The 24,564-nt window shown below is 39.6% G+C and carries 18 protein-coding genes; 14 read left to right on the top strand and 4 right to left on the bottom strand.

The genetic code is table 11. The features are described 5' to 3' along the window. Positions 1–135: 135 nt before the first annotated feature. Positions 136–501: a hypothetical protein gene (locus tag BV214_RS05555; protein WP_086476505.1), complete on the bottom strand. Its 366-nt coding sequence runs from the start codon at positions 499–501 to the stop codon at positions 136–138. Positions 502–1,116: 615 nt separating this feature from the next. Between BV214_RS05555 and BV214_RS05550 the strand changes: the two genes are divergently transcribed. The 7 genes from BV214_RS05550 to BV214_RS05520 all read left to right on the top strand — a co-directional run bounded on the left by BV214_RS05550 (position 1,117) and on the right by BV214_RS05520 (position 10,932). Further along, a complete protein-coding gene (locus tag BV214_RS05550; protein ID WP_086476504.1) occupies positions 1,117–4,713 on the top strand; it encodes a PAS domain-containing hybrid sensor histidine kinase/response regulator in 3,597 nt (1,198 codons plus the stop codon). 55 nt (positions 4,714–4,768) lie between these two features. Further along, the gene (locus BV214_RS05545) at positions 4,769–5,488 is read left to right on the top strand and encodes an Hpt domain-containing protein (RefSeq protein ID WP_086476503.1); all 720 of its coding nucleotides are present in this window, start codon (positions 4,769–4,771) and stop codon (positions 5,486–5,488) included. 1 nt (position 5,489) lies between these two features. Further along, complete coding sequence (locus BV214_RS05540; RefSeq protein ID WP_086476502.1) at positions 5,490–5,873, top strand: response regulator transcription factor; 384 nt, start codon at positions 5,490–5,492, stop codon at positions 5,871–5,873. Between the two features lie 42 nt (positions 5,874–5,915). Beyond that, on the top strand, positions 5,916–6,977 hold the full coding sequence (locus BV214_RS05535; RefSeq protein WP_176328461.1) for a HEAT repeat domain-containing protein: 1,062 nt from the start codon (positions 5,916–5,918) through the stop codon (positions 6,975–6,977). Positions 6,978–7,059: 82 nt separating this feature from the next. Further along, positions 7,060–8,496, top strand: coding sequence for a glycosyltransferase family 2 protein (locus BV214_RS05530; protein WP_086476500.1), 1,437 nt, complete (start codon positions 7,060–7,062; stop codon positions 8,494–8,496). 16 nt (positions 8,497–8,512) lie between these two features. Beyond that, positions 8,513–9,766, top strand: coding sequence for a YaiO family outer membrane beta-barrel protein (locus BV214_RS05525; RefSeq protein ID WP_086476499.1), 1,254 nt, complete (start codon positions 8,513–8,515; stop codon positions 9,764–9,766). Between the two features lie 2 nt (positions 9,767–9,768). Then, a complete protein-coding gene (locus BV214_RS05520) occupies positions 9,769–10,932 on the top strand; it encodes a hypothetical protein (RefSeq protein ID WP_086476498.1) in 1,164 nt (387 codons plus the stop codon). On the opposite strand, the gene BV214_RS05515 is transcribed toward BV214_RS05520, so the two are convergent. Together BV214_RS05515 and BV214_RS05510 are read right to left on the bottom strand one after the other, a co-directional pair. After that, on the bottom strand, positions 10,929–12,962 hold the full coding sequence (locus BV214_RS05515) for an LTA synthase family protein (protein ID WP_086476497.1): 2,034 nt from the start codon (positions 12,960–12,962) through the stop codon (positions 10,929–10,931). The genes BV214_RS05520 and BV214_RS05515 overlap by 4 nt on opposite strands. A gap of 204 nt (positions 12,963–13,166) precedes the next feature. After that, entirely contained in the window at positions 13,167–13,847 is a 681-nt protein-coding gene (locus BV214_RS05510; RefSeq protein ID WP_086476496.1) for an RNA polymerase sigma factor, read from the bottom strand. Positions 13,848–14,297: 450 nt separating this feature from the next. Between BV214_RS05510 and BV214_RS05505 the strand changes: the two genes are divergently transcribed. The 7 genes from BV214_RS05505 (at position 14,298) to BV214_RS05475 (ending at position 22,773) form a co-directional block, all read left to right on the top strand. Further along, positions 14,298–14,843 (top strand): DUF4142 domain-containing protein, encoded by a 546-nt coding sequence (locus tag BV214_RS05505; protein WP_086476495.1) that lies wholly within the window; start codon positions 14,298–14,300, stop codon positions 14,841–14,843. After that, positions 14,840–15,184, top strand: a complete 345-nt coding sequence (locus BV214_RS05500) for a plastocyanin/azurin family copper-binding protein (protein WP_140157725.1) — start codon at positions 14,840–14,842, stop codon at positions 15,182–15,184. Before BV214_RS05505 ends, BV214_RS05500 begins: the two co-directional genes overlap by 4 nt. Positions 15,185–15,370: 186 nt before the next feature. Then, positions 15,371–16,735 carry a hypothetical protein gene (locus BV214_RS05495; RefSeq protein ID WP_140157724.1) on the top strand — a complete coding sequence of 455 codons (1,365 nt, stop codon included), beginning with the start codon at positions 15,371–15,373 and terminating at the stop codon, positions 16,733–16,735. 414 nt (positions 16,736–17,149) lie between these two features. Beyond that, entirely contained in the window at positions 17,150–19,405 is a 2,256-nt protein-coding gene (locus BV214_RS05490) for a ligand-binding sensor domain-containing protein (protein ID WP_217868634.1), read from the top strand. A gap of 273 nt (positions 19,406–19,678) precedes the next feature. Further along, on the top strand, positions 19,679–20,995 hold the full coding sequence (locus BV214_RS05485) for a DUF3748 domain-containing protein (RefSeq protein ID WP_086476494.1): 1,317 nt from the start codon (positions 19,679–19,681) through the stop codon (positions 20,993–20,995). A gap of 202 nt (positions 20,996–21,197) precedes the next feature. Continuing rightward, positions 21,198–22,016 carry a 3-methyl-2-oxobutanoate hydroxymethyltransferase gene (gene panB, locus BV214_RS05480; protein WP_086476493.1) on the top strand — a complete coding sequence of 273 codons (819 nt, stop codon included), beginning with the start codon at positions 21,198–21,200 and terminating at the stop codon, positions 22,014–22,016. A gap of 46 nt (positions 22,017–22,062) precedes the next feature. Further along, entirely contained in the window at positions 22,063–22,773 is a 711-nt protein-coding gene (locus BV214_RS05475; protein WP_086476492.1) for an RluA family pseudouridine synthase, read from the top strand. A 141-nt stretch (positions 22,774–22,914) separates the two neighbouring features. Here BV214_RS05475 and BV214_RS05470 read toward each other — a convergent pair whose 3' ends face one another. After that, a complete protein-coding gene (locus BV214_RS05470; protein ID WP_086476491.1) occupies positions 22,915–24,459 on the bottom strand; it encodes a hypothetical protein in 1,545 nt (514 codons plus the stop codon). Positions 24,460–24,564 lie beyond the last annotated feature (105 nt).

The raw sequence follows: 24,564 nt of genomic DNA, 5'->3' as shown, positions 1-24,564 counted from the left end.
GCTATCTCTATTGAAGCTTCCTTTACCGTAGGCAGCAAATAAGTTCCAATTGGTAAAAAGTAGTCACCATTTACATTGAAAAAAGGGAATCTCTATGGCTTTAGAGGTTCCCTTTTTACCTGCCTTCCATTGCTTTTATGACGCTTCAGTAAGCTTCGCCAATGAGAAAGCCGCAACAGCCATCACTAAATCGCGCACCGCTACGTCCAAATACCCTCCGCCAATCAGTAAAGTGAAGGCAATGAGCACCAACCAACCAGATACCACTAAGGCACCTATATGGGTCTTTATCAGTACCAAGACACCTGCCGCGATCTCAATAATCCCAACAATCCCCATAAAGGTAGTTGCTTCAAACGGAATTAAATCCAACATCCAAGGGGTAAGGTAAGCGGTCCAATCCGTTAAAATATGTGTAAACTTATCCAAGCCGGCCACTATGGGTACCAATCCAAACGTATACTTTAGAAGGTTTACCTCCACTGGTGTATGTAGTTTCATCGTATTTTTATTTTTGTGTTTTGTATCTATTGGATGGTTCGATTGGCAAAAGGTTACAAAGCAATTGCGATATTATGCTATTCTTCCTAGCCTCTATTCCAATGCACTACCGCATCTACAGACCGAGATACGTTTCAAGGTAACTTATAGTACAACCAACTTAATAAAAATAGACCCACAACTGTTATATGGAGCATTTTAAACAGCTTTAAATTCTAAGGTAAGTTAACGGGTAAATCAAAATTTAATAAGAAGGGCTGCAGCTAGGGGCAAATGGCTTTAAATCTTTGCTTACCATAACTTTCCTATTATGAGGTATCTGGATAATTCCTAGTCGGTAATTTTTTTTATATTTGTCGTCGGAAAAATTAATAATCCATAAAAAGACAAAACTCCTATCTATCAATTACTTAGCTATTTCAAAAAACATCTTAGAAACCTGTGGGCACCATTAATGCCATAAGCTACCCCAAAAAACCTAAGAGATCCCTTTAATTAAATATTCTCCTTTTTCATAGCGTTGCAAAAACCTAAGATTTTATCGACGAAAGGCTTATTTTACCGCCAAGTAAAATGATTTATGTATTTTAGCCTAAGTCCCCCAACTAATAATGTATGTCAAAAAACTACTCCTTAAAAGATCAATTAAACCAATTACTTCAATATACCCCTTCTGTTTTAAGCTGGATTACAGAAAAACAGCTAGCCGGTTTATGGTTTTTTAGGGCAGATGAAAAAAGTCGCTTTTGGGTAAGTCAATCTTTTTGGCAGGCCCTTCATTTTGATTATTCAGAAGCTGACTACGAAGCCGCCTTTATAAATAAACATCTGAATGCCAATACCACAGAGACCCTGGAAGCATTCATAAACTCGTTAAAAAAGGGAGATTTAGGAGATTCAGAATGGCAACTTACGGTGCAGGATGCCTCTAAAAACCAACAAAGCTTAGCGGTAGAAGCCTTCCCTATAGAGGATAGTCAACAAGGACTCTTTTACCTCTTACGGTTTATAAGACTGGAAAAGGATAATGAACTAGAGCAGCACGATTTAAACGCGCTTCTGGACATTTATGAACAAACCAACGAAATTGCCCAAATTGGAGGATGGGAAGTCGATACTCTAAAAAAGGAGGTGCTCTGGACTAAGGTTACCAAAGAAATTCACGAAGTAGATAGTGACTACATACCACAATTTGATGAGGCTATTCAATTTTTTAAAGAAGGATGGAGTAGAGATCTTATAATTGAATCATTTAATGATTGTGTTACTAACGGTACTCCATATGATATAGAATGCAAAATAATTACCGCTAAGGGGAGGGATATTTGGGTCCGGGCTTTTGGAAAACCAGAATTTAAACTAGGAAAATGTATTAGGGTCTACGGAGCTTTTCAGGATATTGACGAGAAAAAGAAGCGATCCATAGAACATAAGAAAACAAGGGAACGCTTCAAAATGATCTTTGAAAGGTCACCTTTGGGAATTATTCTGGTTACGAAGGAGAATAAACTTATTGATATCAATCCTGCAGGGATCAATATTTTCGGATTAGACCATCTCCCTAGGGAAGACGTGATGAAACTTACCTTTAAGGATGTTATCCATCCTGATCACCTGCAAAAGGCTGTAGATTATCGAAAGAAACTAATTGAAGGGGAAATCAGTAGTTATAAGTTGGAGGTGAAATGTTTTCACAACACAGGAAAGCTCATTTGGTGTACCATCAATACTACCATTCTTCCAGGGGCTAAAGATGGAGAAGAATTGATTATTACCCAACTTGAGGAGATAACCGAACAGAAGGAATTAGAACGATTGGCAAAAGAAAATGCCGATAAATTTATTCAGGCTTTTGATCACTCTCCTAACGGAATGGGAGTTATTGGGCTAGACCGTACTTGGATAATGTTCAATAACAACCTAGCAAACATGATAGGGTACTCTAAGGAAGAATTTGCTAGTTTACGGTTTAAAGATATTACCTACCCTGAGGATTATAAAAATGATAGTCATCTTCTAAACCAACTAATTAAAGGTGAAATTGACAACTACAGTATTGAGAAGAGGTATATCCATAAGGATGGGCATATTGTTTACTGTCATTTCCACGTAGCTGGCATGTATGATGAAGATGGAAAAGTAACCTCCTTAATTGGCCAGGTGGTAGATATGACGGAGACCATTTTGGGCCGAAAAGCATTACAACGGAGTTTATCCGACCTACAAGGCTTGCTAGATGCCACCACACAGATTTCCATCATAGAAACCGATTTAGATCTTACTATTAGGAAATTTAATAAGGGAGCTGAAAATTTACTAGGATACCGTGCCGAGGAGGTCATTGGAACTTCTAGGGCAGCCATCTTTCATTTAGAGGACGAAATTACGAATCAGGTAGCAGCCCTTTCAAATAAATATGGTCAGCCCATACCTAGAGAGGCGGTTTTTAGCTATGAGGTTGGTCAAGGAAAAATAACTCCAAAGGAATGGACTTATGTTAGAAAAGACGGCAGTACCTTTCCCGTCCAATTAGTAGTTACCCCCGTACAAGATAATGAGGGGAACATCACTGGATACCTAGGGGTGGGAACAGATATCTCCAAGCTTAAGGCAATGGAAGAATCCCTTATCACCGCTAAGGAAAAAGCAGAAACGGCGAGTAGATCCAAGTCCGAATTCTTGGCGAATATGAGTCACGAAATTAGAACTCCATTAAACGGCATTATTGGTTTTACAGACCTGTTAATGAAAACAGCGCTTTCAGAGAGTCAGCAAAACTATATGAAAACCGTTCGCACCTCTGCGATCTCCTTACTAGATTTGATAAACGACGTTTTGGATTTCTCCAAAATTGAGGCAGAGAAACTGGAGTTAAATATTGAACGAACCGACCTAGTGGAGCTTTGTGGGGAAGCTATAGACCTTATTAAATTTCAGGCACACGACAAAGATCTAGAGGTTCTATTAAATATTTCCCCAAAAATAAAACGCTTTCTGTATGCAGATACGGTACGCTTAAAACAGATTCTCATTAATTTATTGGGGAATGCCGTTAAATTTACACATCAGGGAGAGATAGAGTTAAAGGTGAATGGGAGAAGCGATGCTCAAGGACAGGAAATGGTATACAGTTTTTCCATTCGCGATACTGGAATTGGCATTGCCCCTGAAAACATACATAAAATTTTCCATGCCTTTAACCAGGAAGACGCCTCCACCACCCGTAAGTTTGGTGGTTCTGGACTTGGACTAACAATTAGCAACCGCTTATTAGGAATTATGGGGAGTAAGCTTCAAGTAAAAAGCACCCCAGATGTGGGCAGTGTATTTTATTTTGACGTAGCATTTAAAACGGAATTGGAACAAAGTCCTAAACATGTCGATGTTACCCGAAGTGTTGGGAAAGTTTTAGTGGTGGATGACAATGCCAATAACCGCACCATCCTAAATGAAATGCTAGCCGTAGAACAAATCAATACCACCCTCCTATCTAATGGAATAGAAGCCATAAATACCTTGCAAAAGGGTGAGGCTTTTGATTTGGCCATTATCGATTACCATATGCCCTATTTAAATGGTCTTGACCTCATTAAACACATTAGGACGGTACTTAAGATATCCAAGGAAGAGCTTCCTATTATTCTTTTGCACAGTTCCGGGGAAGATCAAAAGGTAAGGCAGGAATGTGCGGAATATCAGGTGCAGTTCAATGTGGTAAAGCCTATACAAATAAACGCGCTTTTTAAACTTATTTCTCAAATCCAATGTCCAGATTCAGAAAAATCAATAGCCACAGAACCTAATGAGCAAAATATCTCCGACTACAATTTTAGGATTATGGTAGCCGAAGATAATGTGATTAACAAGCATCTAACCCGTACAATTCTAAAAAAACTACTTCCCAAAATAGAGTTGATAGAAGTGGATAATGGTGAAGAGGCAGTAGGAGCTTATAAGAACAGGGAAATTGATTTGATATTAATGGACATTCAGATGCCACTATTAAGTGGTTATGAAGCCTCCAAGAAAATAAGAAAACTAGAAAGCAATGGAACTCGTATTCCCATTATAGCTTTAACCGCAAGAACGGTTTCTGGGGAACGCCAAAGGTGCCTAGATCACGGTATGGATGATTATGTGACCAAGCCCGTGGTGCTAGATACGATTAAAAAAGTTATCATTGACAATTTAATAAAAACAGATACACTTTAGGTAAGTGTAAACTTGGACCCAACTTAATAGATATAACCTAACACCCCAAAAACAGGTGAACAATAAAAAAATAATAATAGTAGTAAGTAATGCCGAAGAGCGTACCCGGATAAAAAGGATTCTTAACAACAGTCCGTTTGTGGTCCTAGACTTTACAGACAGTATGGGTGCCATACAATGGATTATGGAGAATGGAAATCCACAATTGCTCATCTTGGAAGAGTCCTCTAGTCCATTAAATGGATGGCAGACCATGGATTATCTGCGGACAGAGCTTAAAATGGAGCATCCAACCTTAATTGTAATAGACTCCGATACAGAAATCACAAATAAAAAGTTACAAGGATTTATACGCAAACCTTTTTCGGATAAAACGGCACTAGAAATTGAAAATTTCTTAAATACGGTAGAGCTTAAGGATAAGAATGAAGAGTTGGTGAAATCTTACTCTACGGACTATTTAGAGGAGTTATCCGAGGGGAGCAAGGAGTTTGTTGCAGAAACCCTAGTTTTATTTAAGGAGTCTGTATCTGGTAGGTTAAACGACCTTAAAATAGCCCTGGAACAAAATAATTTTGACGAAGCCCGAAAAATTGCCCATAGCATAAAGCCCTCCTTTCAAATGGTTTTAAATCAGCATGGAAGGGATCTGTGCCAGTCTATGGAAACCGCCAAAAAAGAAGAAGAATTAAATACATTATTTAGTGAATTAAATCAAGAATTTCAACTAATTGAAACCCAAATTACCGCAGATTACCAGCTAGATATTAATTAAAATGAAGAAGAAGATTTTAGTCATAGAAGACAATCCAATGGTTGTTAAGTCGCTCGAATTTAAGCTTACTAAGGAAGGATACGAGGTAACTACCGCAATAGACGGAAGGAGTGCTATGGAAGAGCTAGAAACTAATAGCTTTGATCTAATTCTAACAGATTTGATGTTGCCTTTTGTTTCGGGGAGTCAACTTATAGAACACATTAAGAAAAATTATCCCACCATCCCGATCATTGTGCTCTCTACCGCTACCCAAGAAGATATTATCACTGATGCATTTAATATGGGCGTAGATGATTTTATAAGCAAACCTTTTAGTCCAAACGAATTAACTTTGCGCGTAAAAAGGAGTTTAGGTGCATCAAAAAAAAACATTCACTCCTAAAAGTAGATGCTAGACCATAATATGATGTTGCTACATTTAACTATGGGGAATTTACCATTTTATATTTCCGACTTACCCGTAGTCCTGGAAATAAACCTGGTAATGACCATGGTCTTTGTTGTACTCACTATTTTATTGTTAAGCCTTATACTTTATCTGAGAGTCCATAAAAACAGTCAAAACCACAGAAGAAAAAAGTTAAATCTTTTCATAATAGATTTCATCAACAACTATTTATTTAATGAAGATTTTGATAAGGAAAAGGAAACTCGCAATTTTAAAAACAGACACCTCAGGACTTCCCTCGACAAACAAATAGCGATTGATCAGATTCTAGTTTTCGCAGAGAACTTAAAAGGGGAATCTTCGGCCAGTTTAAAGGAGGTTTTTTATGGTTTTGGATTGAAGGAATTTCTCCTAACCAAATTAACAAGTAAGGCATGGTATAAACAAGCCAAAGCTCTCAATGTAGCATATCAATTAAATTTAGAGATCCCAATGACCTTAGTAGATTCCTTATTTAACACCAATTACAAGAAACTAAGACAGCAAGCATTTTTGTACTATCTCCATATGTCCACTGAAAACCCTTTGGGATTCTTAGACAAAGTAGAAATTCCTTTAACGCTTTGGGAACAAATTTATATTGAGAATGGACTTAAAAGTTATGACGGAGAAACCCCTGATTTTTCCAAATGGCTCCATCATGATATTTCTAGCGTGGTGATTTTCTGCATGAAAATGATTGCCGATTACAACCAATTTGAACATATCCCTATTTTATTGAGGTTTTTACATCACCAAAATCCCGAGTTACGACAGCAAGCCATCATCTCACTACGGAAAATGGAGGAGCCGGAACTCCTACCTATTTTAATTCATAATTTTAACGAGGAAACCCTTTTAATAAAACATGAAATCCTAAAAACTATTGGTAAAATTGGTTCCGAGAAACATCTAAAATCTATTGGTAAATTTATGGTTACAGAGGAACCTAGCTTAGAAGTGGAATTTAAGAAGGTAGCCCTTCAAAAGAACTTAGAAGCATCCCATTTCCTTGGAGCGAATTTTAATACTATTAAATATGACAATTTGCCCTACTAAACAACATCTTCATAACTATTGATAGCTAGATAATGTGCACACCAAATTTTTGTTAACAATCCATATAATACCTTAGGGCCTCTTGAATTTTAATTTTTTCGAATTTATTGATATAGCAAGTTTTATTTTTTTAACCTATGGTTTAATTATCATTTCGGGCTATATCTTCTTGGCTTTATATTCATTATTTGAGCTCCGTGATTATAAACGCAAGAACAACTTTAAAGATGAAGTTGCCTTACTGCAGTCGTCCCACCTACCTAAAATTTCTGTTTTAGCACCCGCCTATAATGAAGAGGCTAATGTCATTGAAAATGTAAGATCCCTACTCACCCTTGATTACCCTTCCTTCGAAATTGTAATCATCAATGATGGAAGTAGCGATAACACCTTGGATTCATTAATCAAAACCTTCGATCTTTACCAGGATGATGTACTCTACCATTCCCCTATTGCTACCAAAAATGTGCGCGCTGTTTATTCGTCGAGACAGAAAGCTTATAAAAATTTAAAAGTTGTAGATAAAGAAAATGGTGGGAAGGCAGATGCATTAAACTCTGGAATTAATTGCTGTAGTCATGAAATTATTTGTTGCATAGATGTTGATTGCATCTTGGAAAGGGATGCGCTTCTAAAGTTGGTAAAGCCATTTCTTAACAACAACAAAAAAGTTATTGCCTCTGGGGGAATTATCCGGGTTGCAAACTCCTGTATTATTGAAGATGGGAGGATAATAAAAGTTCGCTTACCGGATTCCTTCATAGATCGGGCTCAGCTCTTAGAATATTTCCGGGCTTTTCTAATGGGAAGGATGGCATGGTCCCGTATAGATGGCTTATTGCTTATTTCTGGTGCCTTTGGTATGTTCGACAAGAAAACGGTCATAGAATCGGGTGGTTATAATCCCGCTACCGTAGGTGAGGATATGGAGTTACTGGTTCGCATGCGCCGCTTAATGAGGGACAAAAAAATTCCATACACCGTAAGCTTTGTCCCCGACCCCTTGTGTTGGACCGAAGTCCCTAAAAGTTGGAAGGTACTACATAGACAGAGGAACAGGTGGACACGCGGCACCATAGAAACCCTAAGCCTGCATAAAAAGCTACTATTTAATCCAAAGTATGGCGTGTTGGGCATGCTCAGTACCCCTTATTGGATGTTTTTTGAATGGTTTGCACCGATTATCGAATTTTTCGGAATCATTTTTCTACTATTAATGTTCATTTTCGGCCAAATAAATATCCAAGTATTCCTGGTCTTTTTCGGGGTAGTCTATACCTTTTCGGTATTGTTCTCCATTACAGCCTTGTTTTTTGAAGAATATTCATTCCAACAATATAAAAAGCCAAAATACATGCTCCTCTTGCTGCGTACTGCCCTATTAGAGCCACTTTTGTACCATCCTTTTGTTATGTGGGCGGCAGTGAAAGGAAATGTTGATTTGTTGCTGGGAAAAACATCTTGGGGAAAGATGACTCGTACCGGTTTATCTAACCCCTCCAAACCCAATATTGATTAGTAAATTTTAATTGAATATGTACAAACAAAAAATAAAACTACTTCTCCTTCTACTTCTAGCGATCAACGTCTTGCCTATGGCTGCACAAACAGAGGCATCCACGGATGAATTGTATAGTTTGGCTAGGACCGCGGCTTTTGATGAGGACAACTACCCTAAAGCAATTGCCCTGTTAAAGAAGGCATTGGCTAAAAGCCCCGATTACTTGGAAGTAAGCGTCTTCCTTGGCAGACTGTACACCTACACCGATAGTCTACAACAAGCTAGAATGGTTTTTAAGGAAGTACTCCAAAAAGAAGCAGGCCACGAAGGAGCTTCCCTAGCCTACGGCAACCTTGAGTACTGGAACTCCAATTCCGAGAAAAGTTTAGTTGTGGTCAATTCCGGGCTGGAAAAGCATCCTAACTCGCAAAGTTTGGGACTGTTAAAAGCGAAAATTTTAAAGGACTTAAAACGATTTAACGAATCGCGAATTGTTATAGACCAGTTACTAAAAAACAATCCAGAATTTACAGAAGCAAGAAGTTTATTGGGAAGCGTAAACAGTTCCGCTGCTAAAAACAGTATTGGCCTTAGTTACGACTTTGTTTATTTTGATAAGCGTTTTAATGACCCCTGGCATTTAGCCAGTGTTAGTTATGGCAGACAAACGGGCTTGGGTTCTTTAACCGCCCGTTTTAATTATGCCAATAGGTTTACTACCAATGGCGCCCAGTTTGAGCTGGATGCCTACCCTAGAATCTCGGATCTTTTTTACGCCTATGTAAGTGGTGGAATTTCGGAAAACAAGGGCATCTTTCCACGTTACCGAGCAGGCTTTTCCCTTTATGCTAATCTTCCTGCCGCCTTTGAAGCAGATGCCGGATTTCGCTTCCTGTCTTTTTCCAGTAATACATGGGTTTACACCTTAGGTGTTGGTAAGTACTATAAGAATTATTGGTTTAATTTGCGAACCTATTTAACGCCCTCCTCAAATTCAATTTCTCATTCTTACTCCCTAACCACCAGATATTATTTAGGCGGAGCGGACGACTATCTTAGTTTTAAAATAGGCACCGGCATCTCTCCGGACGACAATGCAAACAACGTTGCCTTTGATCCAGACAATAGCTACAAACTAAAATCTGTAAATATGTCCTTAGGGTATAAGAAACTACTCTGGGACACCCATGAATTTAGTATTCAGGCCTCTTTAGAGAATCAAGAATACAGGGCGGAAACCAGAGGGAACCAACTCTCCATAGGTGTTGGATATAGCAAACGATTTTAATTATGGCAAAGAAGATTTTTGGTCTTATACTAGTTTGTATCATCGGTATCCCGCTTGTTATGTGGATGTCCTGGCTTTTTACCCCTAAAAAAAAGCTGGTTATTGCGTTGGTAGATAAGACTGTTTTAACTACAGAAGGTCAAGAACATATTTCCCTAGGGTGGATATTAAATCACAACAGATACACCAAAACCTCCAAAGATCCTTATAAAATCAGTAAAGATTATTTTGGATTCTTCCCCTTAAAGGATGATGAGTTTCAATTAAAAGGTTTAGAAAGATTTACTACAGATCAGTTGAAAAAACTAAGTGCGGATGCCGATATGGCTTATTTCACCGACACCTATGGTATTTACAACAATGAATGGTACCGGGAGGGAGATGTAAATGCACAATCGGGTATGCTTTATGGGGGCTTAAGTAACGAAGACCTTATCTTTTTGGAGTACATGAAAGAACGTAACAAGCTCATCATTACCGAGTTTAATACTATTGGATCCCCTACCCGCGCCGAAAATCGAAAGAAATTTGAAGAATTATTCCATCTAAAATGGACCGGTTGGACGGGCCGTTATTTTGATAATTTGGATCCTACCAAAAATTTAGAAATCCCTAAGTGGCTTATAGAAAATTACAAAAAATCCCATAATGGATCTTGGCCCTTTACTCGTGCCGGTTTGGCTTTGGTGAACGATAACGACCAGGTGATTATTTTAGAGGAAGGCACCCATGTGGATAATGCGTTGCCCTTTATTTATGCTACTCCAGAGGCACAAGAGAAGTGGCTTTTACCAGCAAAAACCAAATACCCCTTTTGGTTTGATGTAATGATACCTAATTTAGAGGTTAATACCGTAGATGCATCGTTTAAATTAGGCCTTTTACCCGCTGGTAAAGAGGAATTGGCCAAGTACCAAATACCCGAATCCTTCCCGGCAGTTACCCGCCATTTGGGAGACGACTATCGCTTTTTTTACTTTTCGGGCGACTTTAGTGACAATCCCATAAGGTTTAACAGTTCCTACTTTAAGGGAGTCGGATTTTTTAAAGGATTCTTCTATGATGACCGTAACCCTTTAGAGCGTGGTAGTTTCTTTTGGAATTTTTATAATCCATTAATTAGCCAGATTTTGGAAAAAGAAATGGAATTGGTATCGCAGGATTAATAATTACCATTGTACTTGGTATAAGAACTATCGGGCACCAAGGGCGCTTTTTCCGTTAGTTTTATGTTCCGTCTTTTAAAGGCAGAAAAAGCGGCTTGCAATTCCCGCTGTTTTTCAGGGTTTTCTACTAACACCTCGCCTAGGTTATCATTTAATTGGTATAGATTATTACCATTTAAATGAAAGTCTCCCATAACAAAATCGACCAGATCGGTCTTGGTCTGCATCAACGGGATTTGTTGTACGCTTCTAAACTTCCTCACCGTATCCAAGCCTTGCCCCATAAAACTTACATAATCCGGTAATGGTACTTGATGATTATTTCCCAAATAATTAAGTAAGCTAGGTGCAATATCAAAATGACTAGACACCGATGCCATTTCTGCCGTTCTGCTCAATAAGGGAGAATAAATTAACAAGGGAACGTGATAACGGTCTATTTTAGTGCTTAGAGGTATCTCTGGCAATCGGTGGTCGCCAGTAATTAGGAAAATGGTATTCTCATAGTCTTCCCGTTGCCTATACGCTTCCATAAAGTATTTTATGGCATCATCTGCGTAAAGAACCGTAGCATATTGCTTTGCATACGCTTTGTAGTCCTCCTTTTTTTCAGTATCAAAACCGAGGGCCTCCAAACGTTGCTCAAATTTCTTCCCGTAATACTCCTCGTCGTATAATACAAACGGACTATGGGTAGTATTGGTAAGTAAGATGTTAAGCTTGGGTTTTGCCAGGGAATCGGCCTGCTGACTGTTTAAGTAATAGCGATATAATTCGCCATCGCCATATCCCCAGCTAAAATTATTATTGGCAGGGAGTTTCTTATAGGAACTGGGAAAAGTTTCTTCATCAAAGATATAATCAATGCCATTTTTATTTAGGTAACCCTTCATTCCATCAAAACTAGCATCGCCACCATAGTAAAAGGAAGTTTGGTACCCATGATTCTTTAGTAGACTTATAAGGGAGTTTTCCTTCGGCATTGCGTTTTCCAATGCTAAAAATCCGTTCTCTGCAAAAGGCAGTGATCCTATAATAGAAGGCAGCACCGCAAAGGTTCTTCCTCCATTGCTTAAAAAGTTTTTCCAATAGAGACTATTTTGGGATAAAGAGTCTAAATAAGGCGTAAAATTACCCAAATAAGCACCTTCATTGGTAAATGCCCTGCCCAAGCCTTCTACTATTAAAATAACAATATTAGGAGCCTTCAACTTAGGGCTAAAGAATGGGGACAAGACATCGCTATCAGGTTTAGCATGAAGAAAAGGATAAGCATCATCTACATAGTCCACCATTTTTACATCGCTCATATGCTTACTTCCTGGTCCGCCCAAATAATTATCGGCATAAATATCTACCTCAAATCCAGGATCAAAAAAATAATTGGCAGCTTCCTTAAAAAAGTGTTGCGTTTTATTGATTACCAGGTTATTGGCAAAATCCGAACCCAGTTGCGGTTCGGCCACTCTACTGCTAATTCCCGAGGTATATACTAGGAGCGATACCAAGGGCAAGGCAATGGCAAAAGCCTTGGGTGCTTTCCATTTTTTAGGTACTAAGAATAGTGCCCATAAAAAGAGCCCCAAGATAAGGAGCAGGCCCAATAAAGCAATTAAGGATACCCCTCCAGAGGCCCCTACCGTCTGTTTAATGTCTTGAAGGGAATACCCAAAAAGATCGGCACCCAACAGAACCAGGGAGGTATTAAAATAATTTATTAAGCTTAGATGAATAATAAAGAAAAGCATCCATACCCCCCCTAAGAATATCTTGGCAGTTTTTTGATGCAGTAGAAAAATTGGTAAAAAGACCAGGAAAAGAATGAAAATCCATTGCGCCCAAAATACGGTATCGATGAATATACTGGACTTAAGCAAACTAAAGTAATCTAATGGCAAAAAGTGACTTCCCTTATATATAAAAAGTTCCAAACCACTGACTAGCCACAAAAAAAGCAACGCAATGGAGGCATAGATACTAAAATATTGTAAGGCTTTAAATAGGGACGTTTTTAAGTAATCCAAGGTCATAGGGAACTTTATTTTTTTAACTCAACCCTAAAGGCTCCCAATTTTAACATTAAAACCACCCTATACACGGAGATTTTAAAGTAAAAGCGCCCTTAGTTTATTCTCTTCCACAAATATAAGTTTGTAAACCGAAATTAACTTTAATTATGCGCCATTAAAATAACCACTACTTAAACATTGGTGAATAGCATACAATAAATTCTACTATAGTTCTTTAATCCTATCCATTACCCTTTGTACCAACAAATCACATTTGGCATTGCCAAACTCGAATGCATTTTTAGCATTGGAGAATTTAAGGATGTACTCTTGAATCATCTTCCTAGCCCTATGCAACCGCACCTTTACATTGCTGGTAGTGAGGTCTAGGCTTTTTGATATTTCAACAATATCCATATCCTGGACTTCTTTCAACATATAAACAACCTTGTACTTTTCCGGTAATTGGTCTATTGCCTTTTCCACCACTAGCACAGACTCTGAGTACATTGTTTTTCTTTCTGGATTCATAATAGACGTATCAGCAATTTGAATAACTCCTTTTTCATTGTTGATGGCTACGGTTTTATTTCTTTTAGATTTCCTTTTCCGCTGTAACGCCTCATTAATTCCGATCCGAACCAACCAAGTAGAAAAGAGGGCATCATTTTTAAACTGATATAATTTCTGGAATGCATTTATGTAGGTATCCTGCATTATATCATCTATGTCCGAAGGTCTATCCAGATAACTTCTTATCGTTCTAAACAATAATTGGTTATGCCTTCTCAACAATATTTCAAACAATTCGGTCTCACCATCCAATACTTTTTGGACCACTACCCAATCTGGTAAAGTGGCATAGGGAGCTTGGTTTAATTTTCTTAAGGGTTTGCAGATGTTCATAGCTACTATTTTAAGGTTGGATGCAATACAATAGAAAAGGTTACAAAATAAACAGAAACCTACGCGCTATTTGATAGAATAAGGATTAATAACACATTGATACTTAACCCATAACAAGTTACGAAATTGAATCGCTAAAACCCATTCTAATCTTCTTATTAAATTTAAGATTTCCTGACACCAAACATTTCTGTACTTATTAACTTCCCTCAACCTCTTTCCTTACCCATTCCTAAAAAAATATAAAAGGAAAAGCAATGCAATTTAGGTGCCTACTAAAACTGGAATTTATCTGGAAAGGCTATCTTCTTCTTAGGCCCTTTAATTAGAAAGTCAGTTTTACATTCATCTTACAATCAACACATTAAATAAATTTTAAAGCGTTCATGTGTTGGTTTGTAACCTTTCCTCCCTATTTACATCCAATGGGAAACAAATAAATACAACAAGATGAAAACGATAACAAATTACCTCAGCGTATTAGGTGTCTTCTCCATGTTTATGATAGCCATCCCTATGTACGCCCAAACATCACCCCAACTTACCGATCCTGAAATTGCCTCGGTTGCGGTGGTAGCCAATCAAATTGATATTGATTTCGCCAAAATTGCCATGAATAAATCTAAAAATAAAGAGGTTTTGGATTTTGCTAGCCGAATGGTAGAAGACCACACCGCAGTGATTAATCAGGCAGTGGCTTTGGTTACAAAATTAAAAGTGGTTCCCAAGGACAATGCGGTTAGTAAGTCCCTGCTAGACCAGGCTGCGGAAACCAAGGCAAAGTTGAAAAAGCTTACTAATAAGAATTTCGACAAGTTCTATGTGGAAAACGAGGTTGCATATCACAAACAGGTAATTGGCGCGGTAAATACGCTATTGATACCACAGTCTCAAAATGGGGAACTAAAGGAGCTATTATCAAATGTAGTTCCCGCCTTGGAAGTCCACCTAGGACATGCAGAAATGTTACAAAAGAAAATGGCGTCAAAAAAATGAAACCTACTATCTATTTATTTAGCATGCTTACAATTGCCTTCCTCTTGTTGCTAGGAGGTATTGGAATAAAGGCCCCAATTGCCAACGAACCTCAAGTACATACGGTCACCATTGAAAAAATGAAGTTTATACCCCAGCATCTTACGGTACATAAAGGAGACAAAGTAATATGGGTTAACAAAGACTTTATTCTACACGACGTGACCGATGAAAAAAATGGAAAGTGGACCTCCAAACCATTTGGTAAGGATGAAACTTGGAGTAAAATCATCACCCAGGACGAGGAATATTTCTGTAGCCTGCACAAGGTGATGAAGGGAACTATTAAGATTAGCTCTTAATTAGTTGGTGTTTATAGGGAGATTAAGAACCAATTTAAAGCAATTTAGGTTGGTTCTTAACATAGTCTTCCTGTGAATGTAACCCCCAAGGAATCCTTATCGCAAAAGGGTTATTCCCCCAGGCCCAATATTTTAATTTGATGGGGATAAACAGATTGAATAATAATCATTAACAACAGAAGAACTATGAAAGTAGCTAATCCAATAAAATTTGTCGGAATCTTGCTCGTTGGAAGCATGATATTTGTCTATAGTTGTACCAAAACCAGGACAATCACCGAAACCATTACAGAAATAGTAAACGATACCATTATAGAAACTGTAACAGACACCCTTACCTTGCATTTAGATCCAGTACTTGTTGCGGAAGGAAAAGAAACTTTTAGGTACGACACCTTTGGGGACGAGGCCTTTTGGAGTGACGTCCTACATTTAGACAAAGCTATTTTGGGCGAGGAATTAGGCGGCTACGGTAGCGGGGTGAGTCCGGCCACTGCCCTAACAGTAGGCTTAAAAGTAGATTCCGAGGCCATTCCTCCCGAGGTAGCAGCGGCCATCCTGGCGGGGGAAGTAGACCTCAACGATCCTGCGACTACAGTTGCATTGTTAAAAATGAATGCCGTGGTGGGGATAAAAGGATCCTTTAATGAGGAGGGGAATATGACGGCGATTGGGATTAATTGTGCACTGTGTCACTCTACGGTAGATAATTCCTTTTCAGAAGGCATAGGGAGAAGACTGGATGGGTACCCCAATAGGGATTTAAACGTTGGCGCAATTGTAAACCTAACCGACAACAAAAAGTTCCTGGCCGATCTACTCCATGTGGACGAACCCACGGTTGAGGCGGTACTAACAGGTTGGGGGCCCGGAAAATTTAATGCTGGCTTAATGGTAGATGGTATTGCTCTTAAACCAGATGGAAGCATTGCGGCTAATTTATTACCTGCTGCCTATGGATTACAAGGCGTTAATTTAGCGACCTATACCGGCTGGGGAGATATGGTGTATTGGAATGCCTTTGTAGCAAATTTGGAAATGCACGGACAGGGTAGCTTTACCGATGCGCGTTTAAACGATGCCAACCAGTTTCCTATTGCAGCAGAAAACAATTTTGGGAATATTACTAATGATCCAGACCTCATCACCTCCAAATTACCAGGATTGCAAGCCTATCAATTATCATTAACCGCCCCCACTCCCCCCGAAGGAAGCTATGATGTGGCAGCTGCAGAACGAGGCAAATCCTTGTTTAACGGTAGCGCCCTTTGTGCAACCTGCCATATAGCTCCTATGTTTACCGACGCGGGGTATAATTTACACACCGCCGCGGAAATAGGGATAGACGACTTTGAAGCCAAAAGATCCCCCACAGGCATGTATAGAACCACACCCTTAAGAGGACTTTTTGCCCGTATGAAGGGAGGTTTCTATCACGATGGGAGATTTGCCACCTTAAACGAGGTAATAACCCATTACGATAACCACTTTGGATTGGAGCTGAGTGCTCAAGACAAGCTAGACCTAGAAGCCTATTTAAAATCGATTTAAGAAGTATGTGATTAGTGTTTATTGGTTGATAGGGAAATACCCGGAACTTGCTTTATAGCGGTGGTTCTGGGTATTTTTATTTATATATAGGTTGCTGTTAGTAGATTTATCAACTAATAGCGCATAAAAAGGTCCAAACCCATGTAGGTTGTTGTGGACTTTCCCCTATTCGTTTTGCACTTACAAACACTACTAGCTGCTACCTCAGAATATCAATTATCCTAACAGGAAAACTCCGTAGGATTCCCAATTTTCACTCAGGAAGTCAATATTTAATGCAAATCCCGTAACATATACGAGGTATGCCATGCTAAAATCAGGTTTATTTGTAATAGTAGGGTCCCCACATAAATCGCTGTCTTAAAATACAGATTAAAATAGGGACGCTTGTAACCGACCAAAACCAATATTGACATGAGAACGTTTTTTCCTATTACCGCTTGGCTGCTGTTGTTGAGTCTTTCCTGTAACGAGGCGCCCCAGCAAAATAATTCTTCTGCCTCCCTGCCCGTGTATAAAGATGTGCCTTATAGGCAAGATTACAGTGTAAAATACCATGCAAATCTAGATGATCTCACCCTTTTTTCTGCCCATATGGACAGAAATAACCTCATTCAGATTGCTTCTTCTGAAGGGATACTTCGCACCCATGATGGTCAGTTTCTCTACCCTGGCATACTAATGCCCGACAAGACCTATAGACCCTTGACCGACAAAAACATAACAGCGATCACCCTCTATCAAGATCAGTTCATTTATTTGGACGATAGGGCGGTGTTGAGCAATGCATGGGCAGGGACCCTTTACCTTATGCACCAATTGCCCAAGGCGAATATTATAGCCGCAGGGAAAGATTTTGGTTTTTTAATCAGCGATGGAAAGGCTTTACAATATCTAACAAAAGAAAACAATGACTGGAAAGGGGCATTGCCCAATGATAAGGTCCTTCAAATTAAATTCGATGATGAAACAGGCATCTTTTATATCCTAGGGGAAAAATCGGTAACCGTTTTCAAACCCGAGGATAAAAACCTAACCACCCTTATCGAAGGTGCTAATTTCACCTCTTTGGCCCTATGGGAATCAAAATTAATCATTGGCACTTTAGATGGGTATCTGGAGGCTTCCTTAGAAACAGGTGAGCAAATTGGGGAAACCCATAAGAAGCTCCCTTGGACCGAAATCACCTATATAGAAAATATTGATGGAACCCTTTGGTTTGGCTCTACCAAAGGAGCCTTTAAGCTAAAAGACAACGGTAAGTTTAAATACTACTACGGGAAAAGGTGGTTGCCTGGTAACTTGGTTCATCACATATCAAAAGCCCATGATGGATCTATACTAATTCTTACCGATGCCGGATTGGGACAAATCGTTTTTGAGGAAATGACCCTTTATGACAAAGCACAGTACTATGACAAACAAGTGCGTCATAGGCATATCCGACTAGGGTTTAATTCTACGTTGGTCGATTTAGACAATGGGAATATAGATTCTGGCCGACTCTCAGATTCCGATAACGACGGATTATGGACTACCATGTATTTGGCTGGTGAAGTATTTCGCTATGCCGTTACAAAGTCTAAAGATGCGCTACAAAACTGCAGGGAATCTATGGAGGCCATGGAACGTCTTTTCTATATTAACCCCGTACCTGGCTTCCCTTCGCGCTCCTTTGAGCGAAGTGGTTATATAGAACGCTTGGGAGATCCGGAAAGATGGCAGCACACCGATGATCCGGAATGGGATTGGAAAGCCACTACCAGTAGTGACGAAGCCATAGGGCACATCTTTGCCTATGGGGTTATGGCCGAACTGATGGACAACGATTTAAAAGACCGCGCCATTGTATTAATAGATACCCTAATGAGCCATATAGTAAAGAACGATTTGTATTTGGTAGATTTCGATGGAAAACCAACCACTTGGGGGCGATGGAACCCAGAATATGTGAATGGCCATCCTAAAACCGTGGGCGATCGCAAATTGAATTCTTCTAATATTATTGGGATGCTTCAAACCGCCTACCACTTTACGGGGAAGGAAAAATATAAGGAAAAGGCAATGGATTTAATGGACAATCATGGCTATTTGGAAAACCTAATGCGCCCGATGAAAGAAATAGGAGTCGCAGGCGAAGAAGGAGACGATTGGAGCAATATGCTCTCCGAATCTTGGAACCACTCCGACGACGAAATGTACTACGTGGGCTATTGGGGACTCTATAGATATGCCTTAAACGATTCCCTAAAAGCGAAATACAAGGAGGCTATCATAGATCATTGGGAAATTGAAAGACCCGAAAAAGAAGGGGCATGGAATATTATGACCGCCTTAACCGGCACCCAGGAATTTGACCTGGAAGAAGCTGCCTGGTACCTAAGGAAACATCCCATGGACCTAGTAACTTGGGATATTATGAACAGTCATCGAAAAGACATCACCCATATAGAACCTAATTTCAGAAGGCAGACCATCGCCGAGGTCTTACCCCCAGATGAAAGACCCGTTCAACGTCATAATGCCAATATGTTCCGCCTAGATCGGGTTGGAGGAGATGGCAATCAGGAATATTCCGCAGGGGATATATGGCTCCTCCCCTATTGGATGGGAAGATATCTTGGCGTAATTAGCGCACCAATGGAGAAGCAAGGAACGAGTAGCGAATAAAAATCAGCAAGCACGGGCGAGTTCCAATTTGATAAAAAACGTACTGAAAACGAGGGTGGAGCTTAGCTGGCAATAGATAGGGAATTCAATTTCATTAAATCCATAAATAACATAGAGCTCGCATCGGCACCATGCTTATCAACTTAGTAATCAAAAAGATTACCTAGACCTAAGTTATTACCCGATAAAGCGGCCAGCTTTTCCATCTTCCGTTCTATGAACAAACAATCTGAAAAAAGGATACTTTTACGCTTAATAGTAATAACCATGTGTATGAGCGGTTGCAACCACAATTCGTATAAAAAGGAAATTCAACTCACCCATGATTTCTCCTATAATCACGATTTGGACAATAATGATAACTTCTCTCCGGATGACCAATGGCTGGTCTACGATACCCGAACAGAAGAGGGAGGCATCGGGGCCAATGGAATAATAGAAAAGGTACACGTAAAAACCGGAGAAAAGAAAATCCTATATCAAACAAAAGAGCAAACTCCCTACGGGCCAGGGGTTGGTGCCGCCAGCTATAGTCATACCGAGAACCAAGTTATCTTTATCCATGGCTTAAACAATTGCAGTCCAGAACGCCCCTATGAACAGTGGCGAAGAACAGGGGTGATTGTACGTGACAACGCCCCAAATAAACCTGTCTTTATGGATGCTAGGGACAGCTCCCCTCCTTTCACTCCAGGGGCCTTGCGAGGTGGTACCCACCGACACGAATTTAGTGGGGATGGAGGGTGGATTGGATTCACCTATAACGATGCCCTCCTTAAAAAAATGGAGGATGAAACCGGGATTCCCTATAACCTTAGAACCATTGGAGTGTCTAAAAAGAGCTCCCCCGTTTTGGTTACCCCATCCATTCCCGAAGAAGATTTCTCCGGGGAATGGTTTAGCGTTTTGGTAGTAAAGGTTGTACCCCAACCTGTTCCTGGAAGCGACGAGATTAGTAGGGCCGCCGGAGATAGTTGGATAGGAAATGCCGGATATAAAAATAATGAAGGTCATCTACAGCGTGCAAGAGCTTTTATAGGTACAGTAAAAAATAAAAACGGTGAGGAGGTAGATGAAGTTTTTGTGGTAGATATACCAGAAGACATTAGCCTCCCCTCCAATACCCCTTTAGAGGGAACCGCCACTACCATGCCATCTCCTCCCAAGGGTACCCAACAGAGAAGATTAAGCTTTACTACCGAAAGTAAATTTCCTGGCTGCGAGGGCATTGTCCGTTCGTCCTTTGACGGCAGTATGTTAGCTTTTATAGCGAGAGACCAACAGGGTGCGAAACAGGTCTTTACCATCTCTCCTTTGGGCGGAACGCCCACTCAACAAACCTTTCACCCTACCGATGTGACAGGGGGCATTAGATGGCATCCCAAAGAGAAAAGCTTGGTATACATTTGGCAAAATGCATTGGTTCATCTACGAGTGGGTGCCAAGGAGGGCCAAGTACTTACCCATCCGTCTTCCTTTCCCCTATCCAATCCAGTATGGTCCCACGATGGAAAAACACTTGCATTCAACAGAAGTATACCCAATAAGGAAGGAGTTCCAAAAAAACAGATATTTGTACTTCAATTATAATAACATCAGAAATTGGAACATAAGGAGCAAAAGCAGCATATCGCATCCTTAGCTCCATGTGGTAATTATCCCTTTTTATTCTAAAAATCAGCAAAACTTCTTCCAATATCCCCAAAATTGTAGGATTTAATCACAAGTCCGTGGATTTCCACCAAGTTTTAGAACAAATCTCCTTACTTTTATCGCTCTAAAAATAAATACCATGTCTGTTGCCAAAAAAGAGTACAAAAGAGTGACTGTAAAATCGCTCGTTGATATGAAACAAAACGGGGAGAAAATATCCATGCTGACGGCTTATGATTATTCCATGGCGAAAATTGTAGACACCGCCAATGTGGATGTAATCTTAGTGGGCGACTCTGCCAGTAATGTAATGGCGGGTCATGAGACAACTCTCCCTATAACCTTAGATCAAATGATCTACCATGCCTCCTCCGTCATACGAGCGGTAAATAGGGCACTGGTTGTAGTGGACCTTCCTTTTGGAAGTTATCAAAGTGATCCCAAAGAAGCACTTCGTTCTGCTATTCGAATCATGAAAGAAAGTGGCGCCCATGCTGTAAAGGTGGAGGGCGGACAAGAAATAAAGGATTCTATTAAACGCATCTTAAACGCAGGCGTACCTGTAATGGGACATTTAGGGCTTACCCCACAATCCATTTATAAGTTTGGTACCTATACGGTGCGTGCTAAGGAGCAAGACGAAGCCCAAAAATTGAAGAACGACGCCAAAATGCTGGAAAAGGCAGGCTGTTTCGCTATAGTACTAGAAAAAATTCCCGCTGCACTAGCAAAAGAGGTAGCAGAAAGTGTTTCTATCCCCGTAATTGGTATCGGAGCTGGTAACGGGGTAGACGGACAAGTACTGGTGGTACACGATCTATTGGGAATCACCCAGGAGTTTAATCCAAGGTTTTTACGTAGGTATCTTAATCTATATGAAGAAATGGGCAATGCCATTTCACAATATGTAGAGGATGTAAAGACCAAGGACTTCCCCAGTGATGAAGAACAGTATTAATAACATATAAGACCACAAGTAACAACAACCTTCTTAGGCCATAAAAGTGTCAACAAACCAACAGAAAATACATTCTACTCCCGCTAATTTACAGGTGATCTATGAGGACAATCACCTTATAGCCATCAATAAAAGAGCGGGAGATATTGTACAAGGCGATAAAACCGGAGACACTCCGTTGAGCGAGGTAGTAAAGCAATATTTAAAAATAAAATACGATAAACCAGGCAATGTCTACTTAGGGGTTGCCCATAGGTTAGACCGGCCCACTACCGGGATTGTGGTCTTCGCCAAATCCTCTAAAGCCCTCCCTAGACTCAACAAACTATTTGCCGAAAAAGATGCCCAAAAAACCTATTGGGCAATTGTAGGCAAACAGCCAGATCAGAAAAGTGGCACCTTGATACATTGGCTAAAACGAAATCCGAAGCAAAACAAATCCTACGCCCATAAAAATCAAGTTCCGGATAGTAAAAAGGCTATTTTAGACTATGAGGTACTAAAGCAGCTGGACCGCTATACCCTGTTGGAAATTGATTTAAAAACAGGAAGACACCATCAAATACGTTCGCAGCTTGCCGCTTTGGGATGCCCAATTAAGGGCGACCTAAAATACGGGGCAGATAGGAGCAACAAGGACGGTAGCATTCACCTACATGCCAGGAGGTTACGCTTTGTACACCCTGTGAAAAAAGAGCTTTTAGAATTGGTGGCACCCTTGCCACAGGAGAACCTTTGGAAGGCGTGTAAGCAATAGCTTTCCACTAGCAAAGGGTGGGTTTTCCATACTTGGCTACCCCTTTCCAAATAATTTAGAATTCCACTTAAATTGGGGAAATGTAAAACAGCCCTAGTTAGTGCGCTGCCTTACAAGGTGTTTCGTTTTAATTTCTACTACTTATCGGGTAATCATCGCTGCCTTTTCCTGTATTACTTGTGCTACCGGTTTATTCTGCAAATGACTCTCCAGCCAGGAAATTATATCGAGGTATAAAAACGCCCTTTTTTCATAAGGGTGATCTTCGTATTTTTTTAATTCCACATAAAGCTTATTAAATTCGTTGCGCAATTGGTGCGGATAAATATCCCCCAACCTTCTTAAGAACTTTATCATTTCCTTTTGCACGGCATGCAGGTCGTTCATCTTCAAAAGAAACTTATAAGTACTCTTTAATTGCACCTCTAAATGATAATCCATTCCCGCTTCATAGTGGGCAATTAAACTTAAAACTCTTGAGAAGCACATTAAATCTTCCCGCATTTTAAGATTCTTATTGTTAATAATTCTCTTTAGGTATTGTATGCACAATTTATTGTCGCCCATTCCAAAATATAGACAAGCTATTTTATAATACAATACCATGATATGGTGTTCATCCAATCGTCCTCGATGCTTGGAGATTCCATATTCCACAATTTTCACCAAATACTCTGCCTTCTCAAAACTACCTTCCATAAAATGAAGGTTTAACTTATTGGAATTGATATAGATAAAAGCTAGGGATGAAAGGTTGTCGTTGGCCGGAAAATCTTTACTAGCAACAATTTCCTCTAACCGCTCCAAGGTTTCCTTAAACTGGGAACTATACCTCACATAAAACAAGGACTCCAACAAATAATGATTCCCCTTTAGGAAGAAAACTGGATTTAAGGATATCATCATCTTGTTCTCATAAAACAAGTCTACCCACTTACTGGAATACTTATAACAAGACAGAAAATCTTGCGTTAAAAAACTATACCAAAGGTGGGCTTTGTACAACCATAATTTCTCTCTGAATCCAAGCTCTTCCATTTTCACCTTTGGAAGGTGCTTGTCAAAATATACTTTAACCCTTCTATAGTCCTCATCACTTCGCACATAACCTATCTTCAGCATTTGACCATATAACTGTAGCGCTAGGTTAGATAGCTTACTGGTAATTAAGTTTTGTCTAGACAATTCCTTTGCTTGGATGGTAAGTTCATCTGCCCTATCTGGAATACTACGGGTAATGTACTGGGTCTCTATCACTTTTTCCAGCTCCACAATTTCATAGGCCACGTTTTTTTCTTCATTTTCTATGGCGGTCTGTTTGGTTTTATCAAGGATTTTTAAACTCTGCTTATACAATCCCTTCTGGTAAAGTATAGTGGCAAAATCCAACTGCTCCCTTAATTGCACCCGTATGTTTTGGTTTACCGGATTTAATCTAAGACTTACAAGGATCTGCCTATATAAATGTGCCTTAAGATTGGATAACTGGGCCTTTTTAACAATGCCATTTTCCAATATTAATTTTTCATCGTAGACTTTTATTTTATCCAATAAATTAAATAAAGCTAAAAATTTCGCATCGGTGTTTACCCCCAAGCGTCCAACGTATAATTTAAATTGACGTTTTTCTGACTTTGAAAGCGATTTAACCAGTACAAATAATGCATCTTTCGGAGCATTTGTCATCGTAATAAAAAAGGTTTATGTTGTTGATTCTTAGTTCTTTACATCTCATAAAAAGTTCCTCACCATTGTAAATGCCCTACATACTGCAACTTGGGGGAACCTATT

The sequence above is a fragment of the Arenibacter amylolyticus genome (genome assembly GCF_002150785.1).
GTDB lineage: Bacteria > Bacteroidota > Bacteroidia > Flavobacteriales > Flavobacteriaceae > Arenibacter > Arenibacter amylolyticus.
This window is presented reverse-complemented; position numbering and strand designations above follow the sequence as displayed.

Excerpts from the sequence above, each read along its gene's own strand:
- BV214_RS05555 (WP_086476505.1), bottom strand. The coding sequence starts at position 501 with ATGAAACTACATACACCAGTGGAGGTAAACCTTCTAAAGTATACGTTT.
- BV214_RS05550 (WP_086476504.1), top strand. The coding sequence starts at position 1,117 with ATGTCAAAAAACTACTCCTTAAAAGATCAATTAAACCAATTACTTCAA.
- BV214_RS05540 (WP_086476502.1), top strand. The coding sequence starts at position 5,490 with ATGAAGAAGAAGATTTTAGTCATAGAAGACAATCCAATGGTTGTTAAG.
- BV214_RS05535 (WP_176328461.1), top strand. The coding sequence starts at position 5,916 with ATGGGGAATTTACCATTTTATATTTCCGACTTACCCGTAGTCCTGGAA.
- BV214_RS05525 (WP_086476499.1), top strand. The coding sequence starts at position 8,513 with ATGTACAAACAAAAAATAAAACTACTTCTCCTTCTACTTCTAGCGATC.
- BV214_RS05520 (WP_086476498.1), top strand. The coding sequence starts at position 9,769 with ATGGCAAAGAAGATTTTTGGTCTTATACTAGTTTGTATCATCGGTATC.
- BV214_RS05515 (WP_086476497.1), bottom strand. The coding sequence starts at position 12,962 with ATGACCTTGGATTACTTAAAAACGTCCCTATTTAAAGCCTTACAATAT.
- BV214_RS05510 (WP_086476496.1), bottom strand. The coding sequence starts at position 13,847 with ATGAACATCTGCAAACCCTTAAGAAAATTAAACCAAGCTCCCTATGCC.
- BV214_RS05505 (WP_086476495.1), top strand. The coding sequence starts at position 14,298 with ATGAAAACGATAACAAATTACCTCAGCGTATTAGGTGTCTTCTCCATG.
- BV214_RS05500 (WP_140157725.1), top strand. The coding sequence starts at position 14,840 with ATGAAACCTACTATCTATTTATTTAGCATGCTTACAATTGCCTTCCTC.
- BV214_RS05495 (WP_140157724.1), top strand. The coding sequence starts at position 15,371 with ATGAAAGTAGCTAATCCAATAAAATTTGTCGGAATCTTGCTCGTTGGA.
- BV214_RS05490 (WP_217868634.1), top strand. The coding sequence starts at position 17,150 with ATGAGAACGTTTTTTCCTATTACCGCTTGGCTGCTGTTGTTGAGTCTT.
- BV214_RS05485 (WP_086476494.1), top strand. The coding sequence starts at position 19,679 with ATGAGCGGTTGCAACCACAATTCGTATAAAAAGGAAATTCAACTCACC.
- panB (WP_086476493.1), top strand. The coding sequence starts at position 21,198 with ATGTCTGTTGCCAAAAAAGAGTACAAAAGAGTGACTGTAAAATCGCTC.
- BV214_RS05470 (WP_086476491.1), bottom strand. The coding sequence starts at position 24,459 with ATGACAAATGCTCCGAAAGATGCATTATTTGTACTGGTTAAATCGCTT.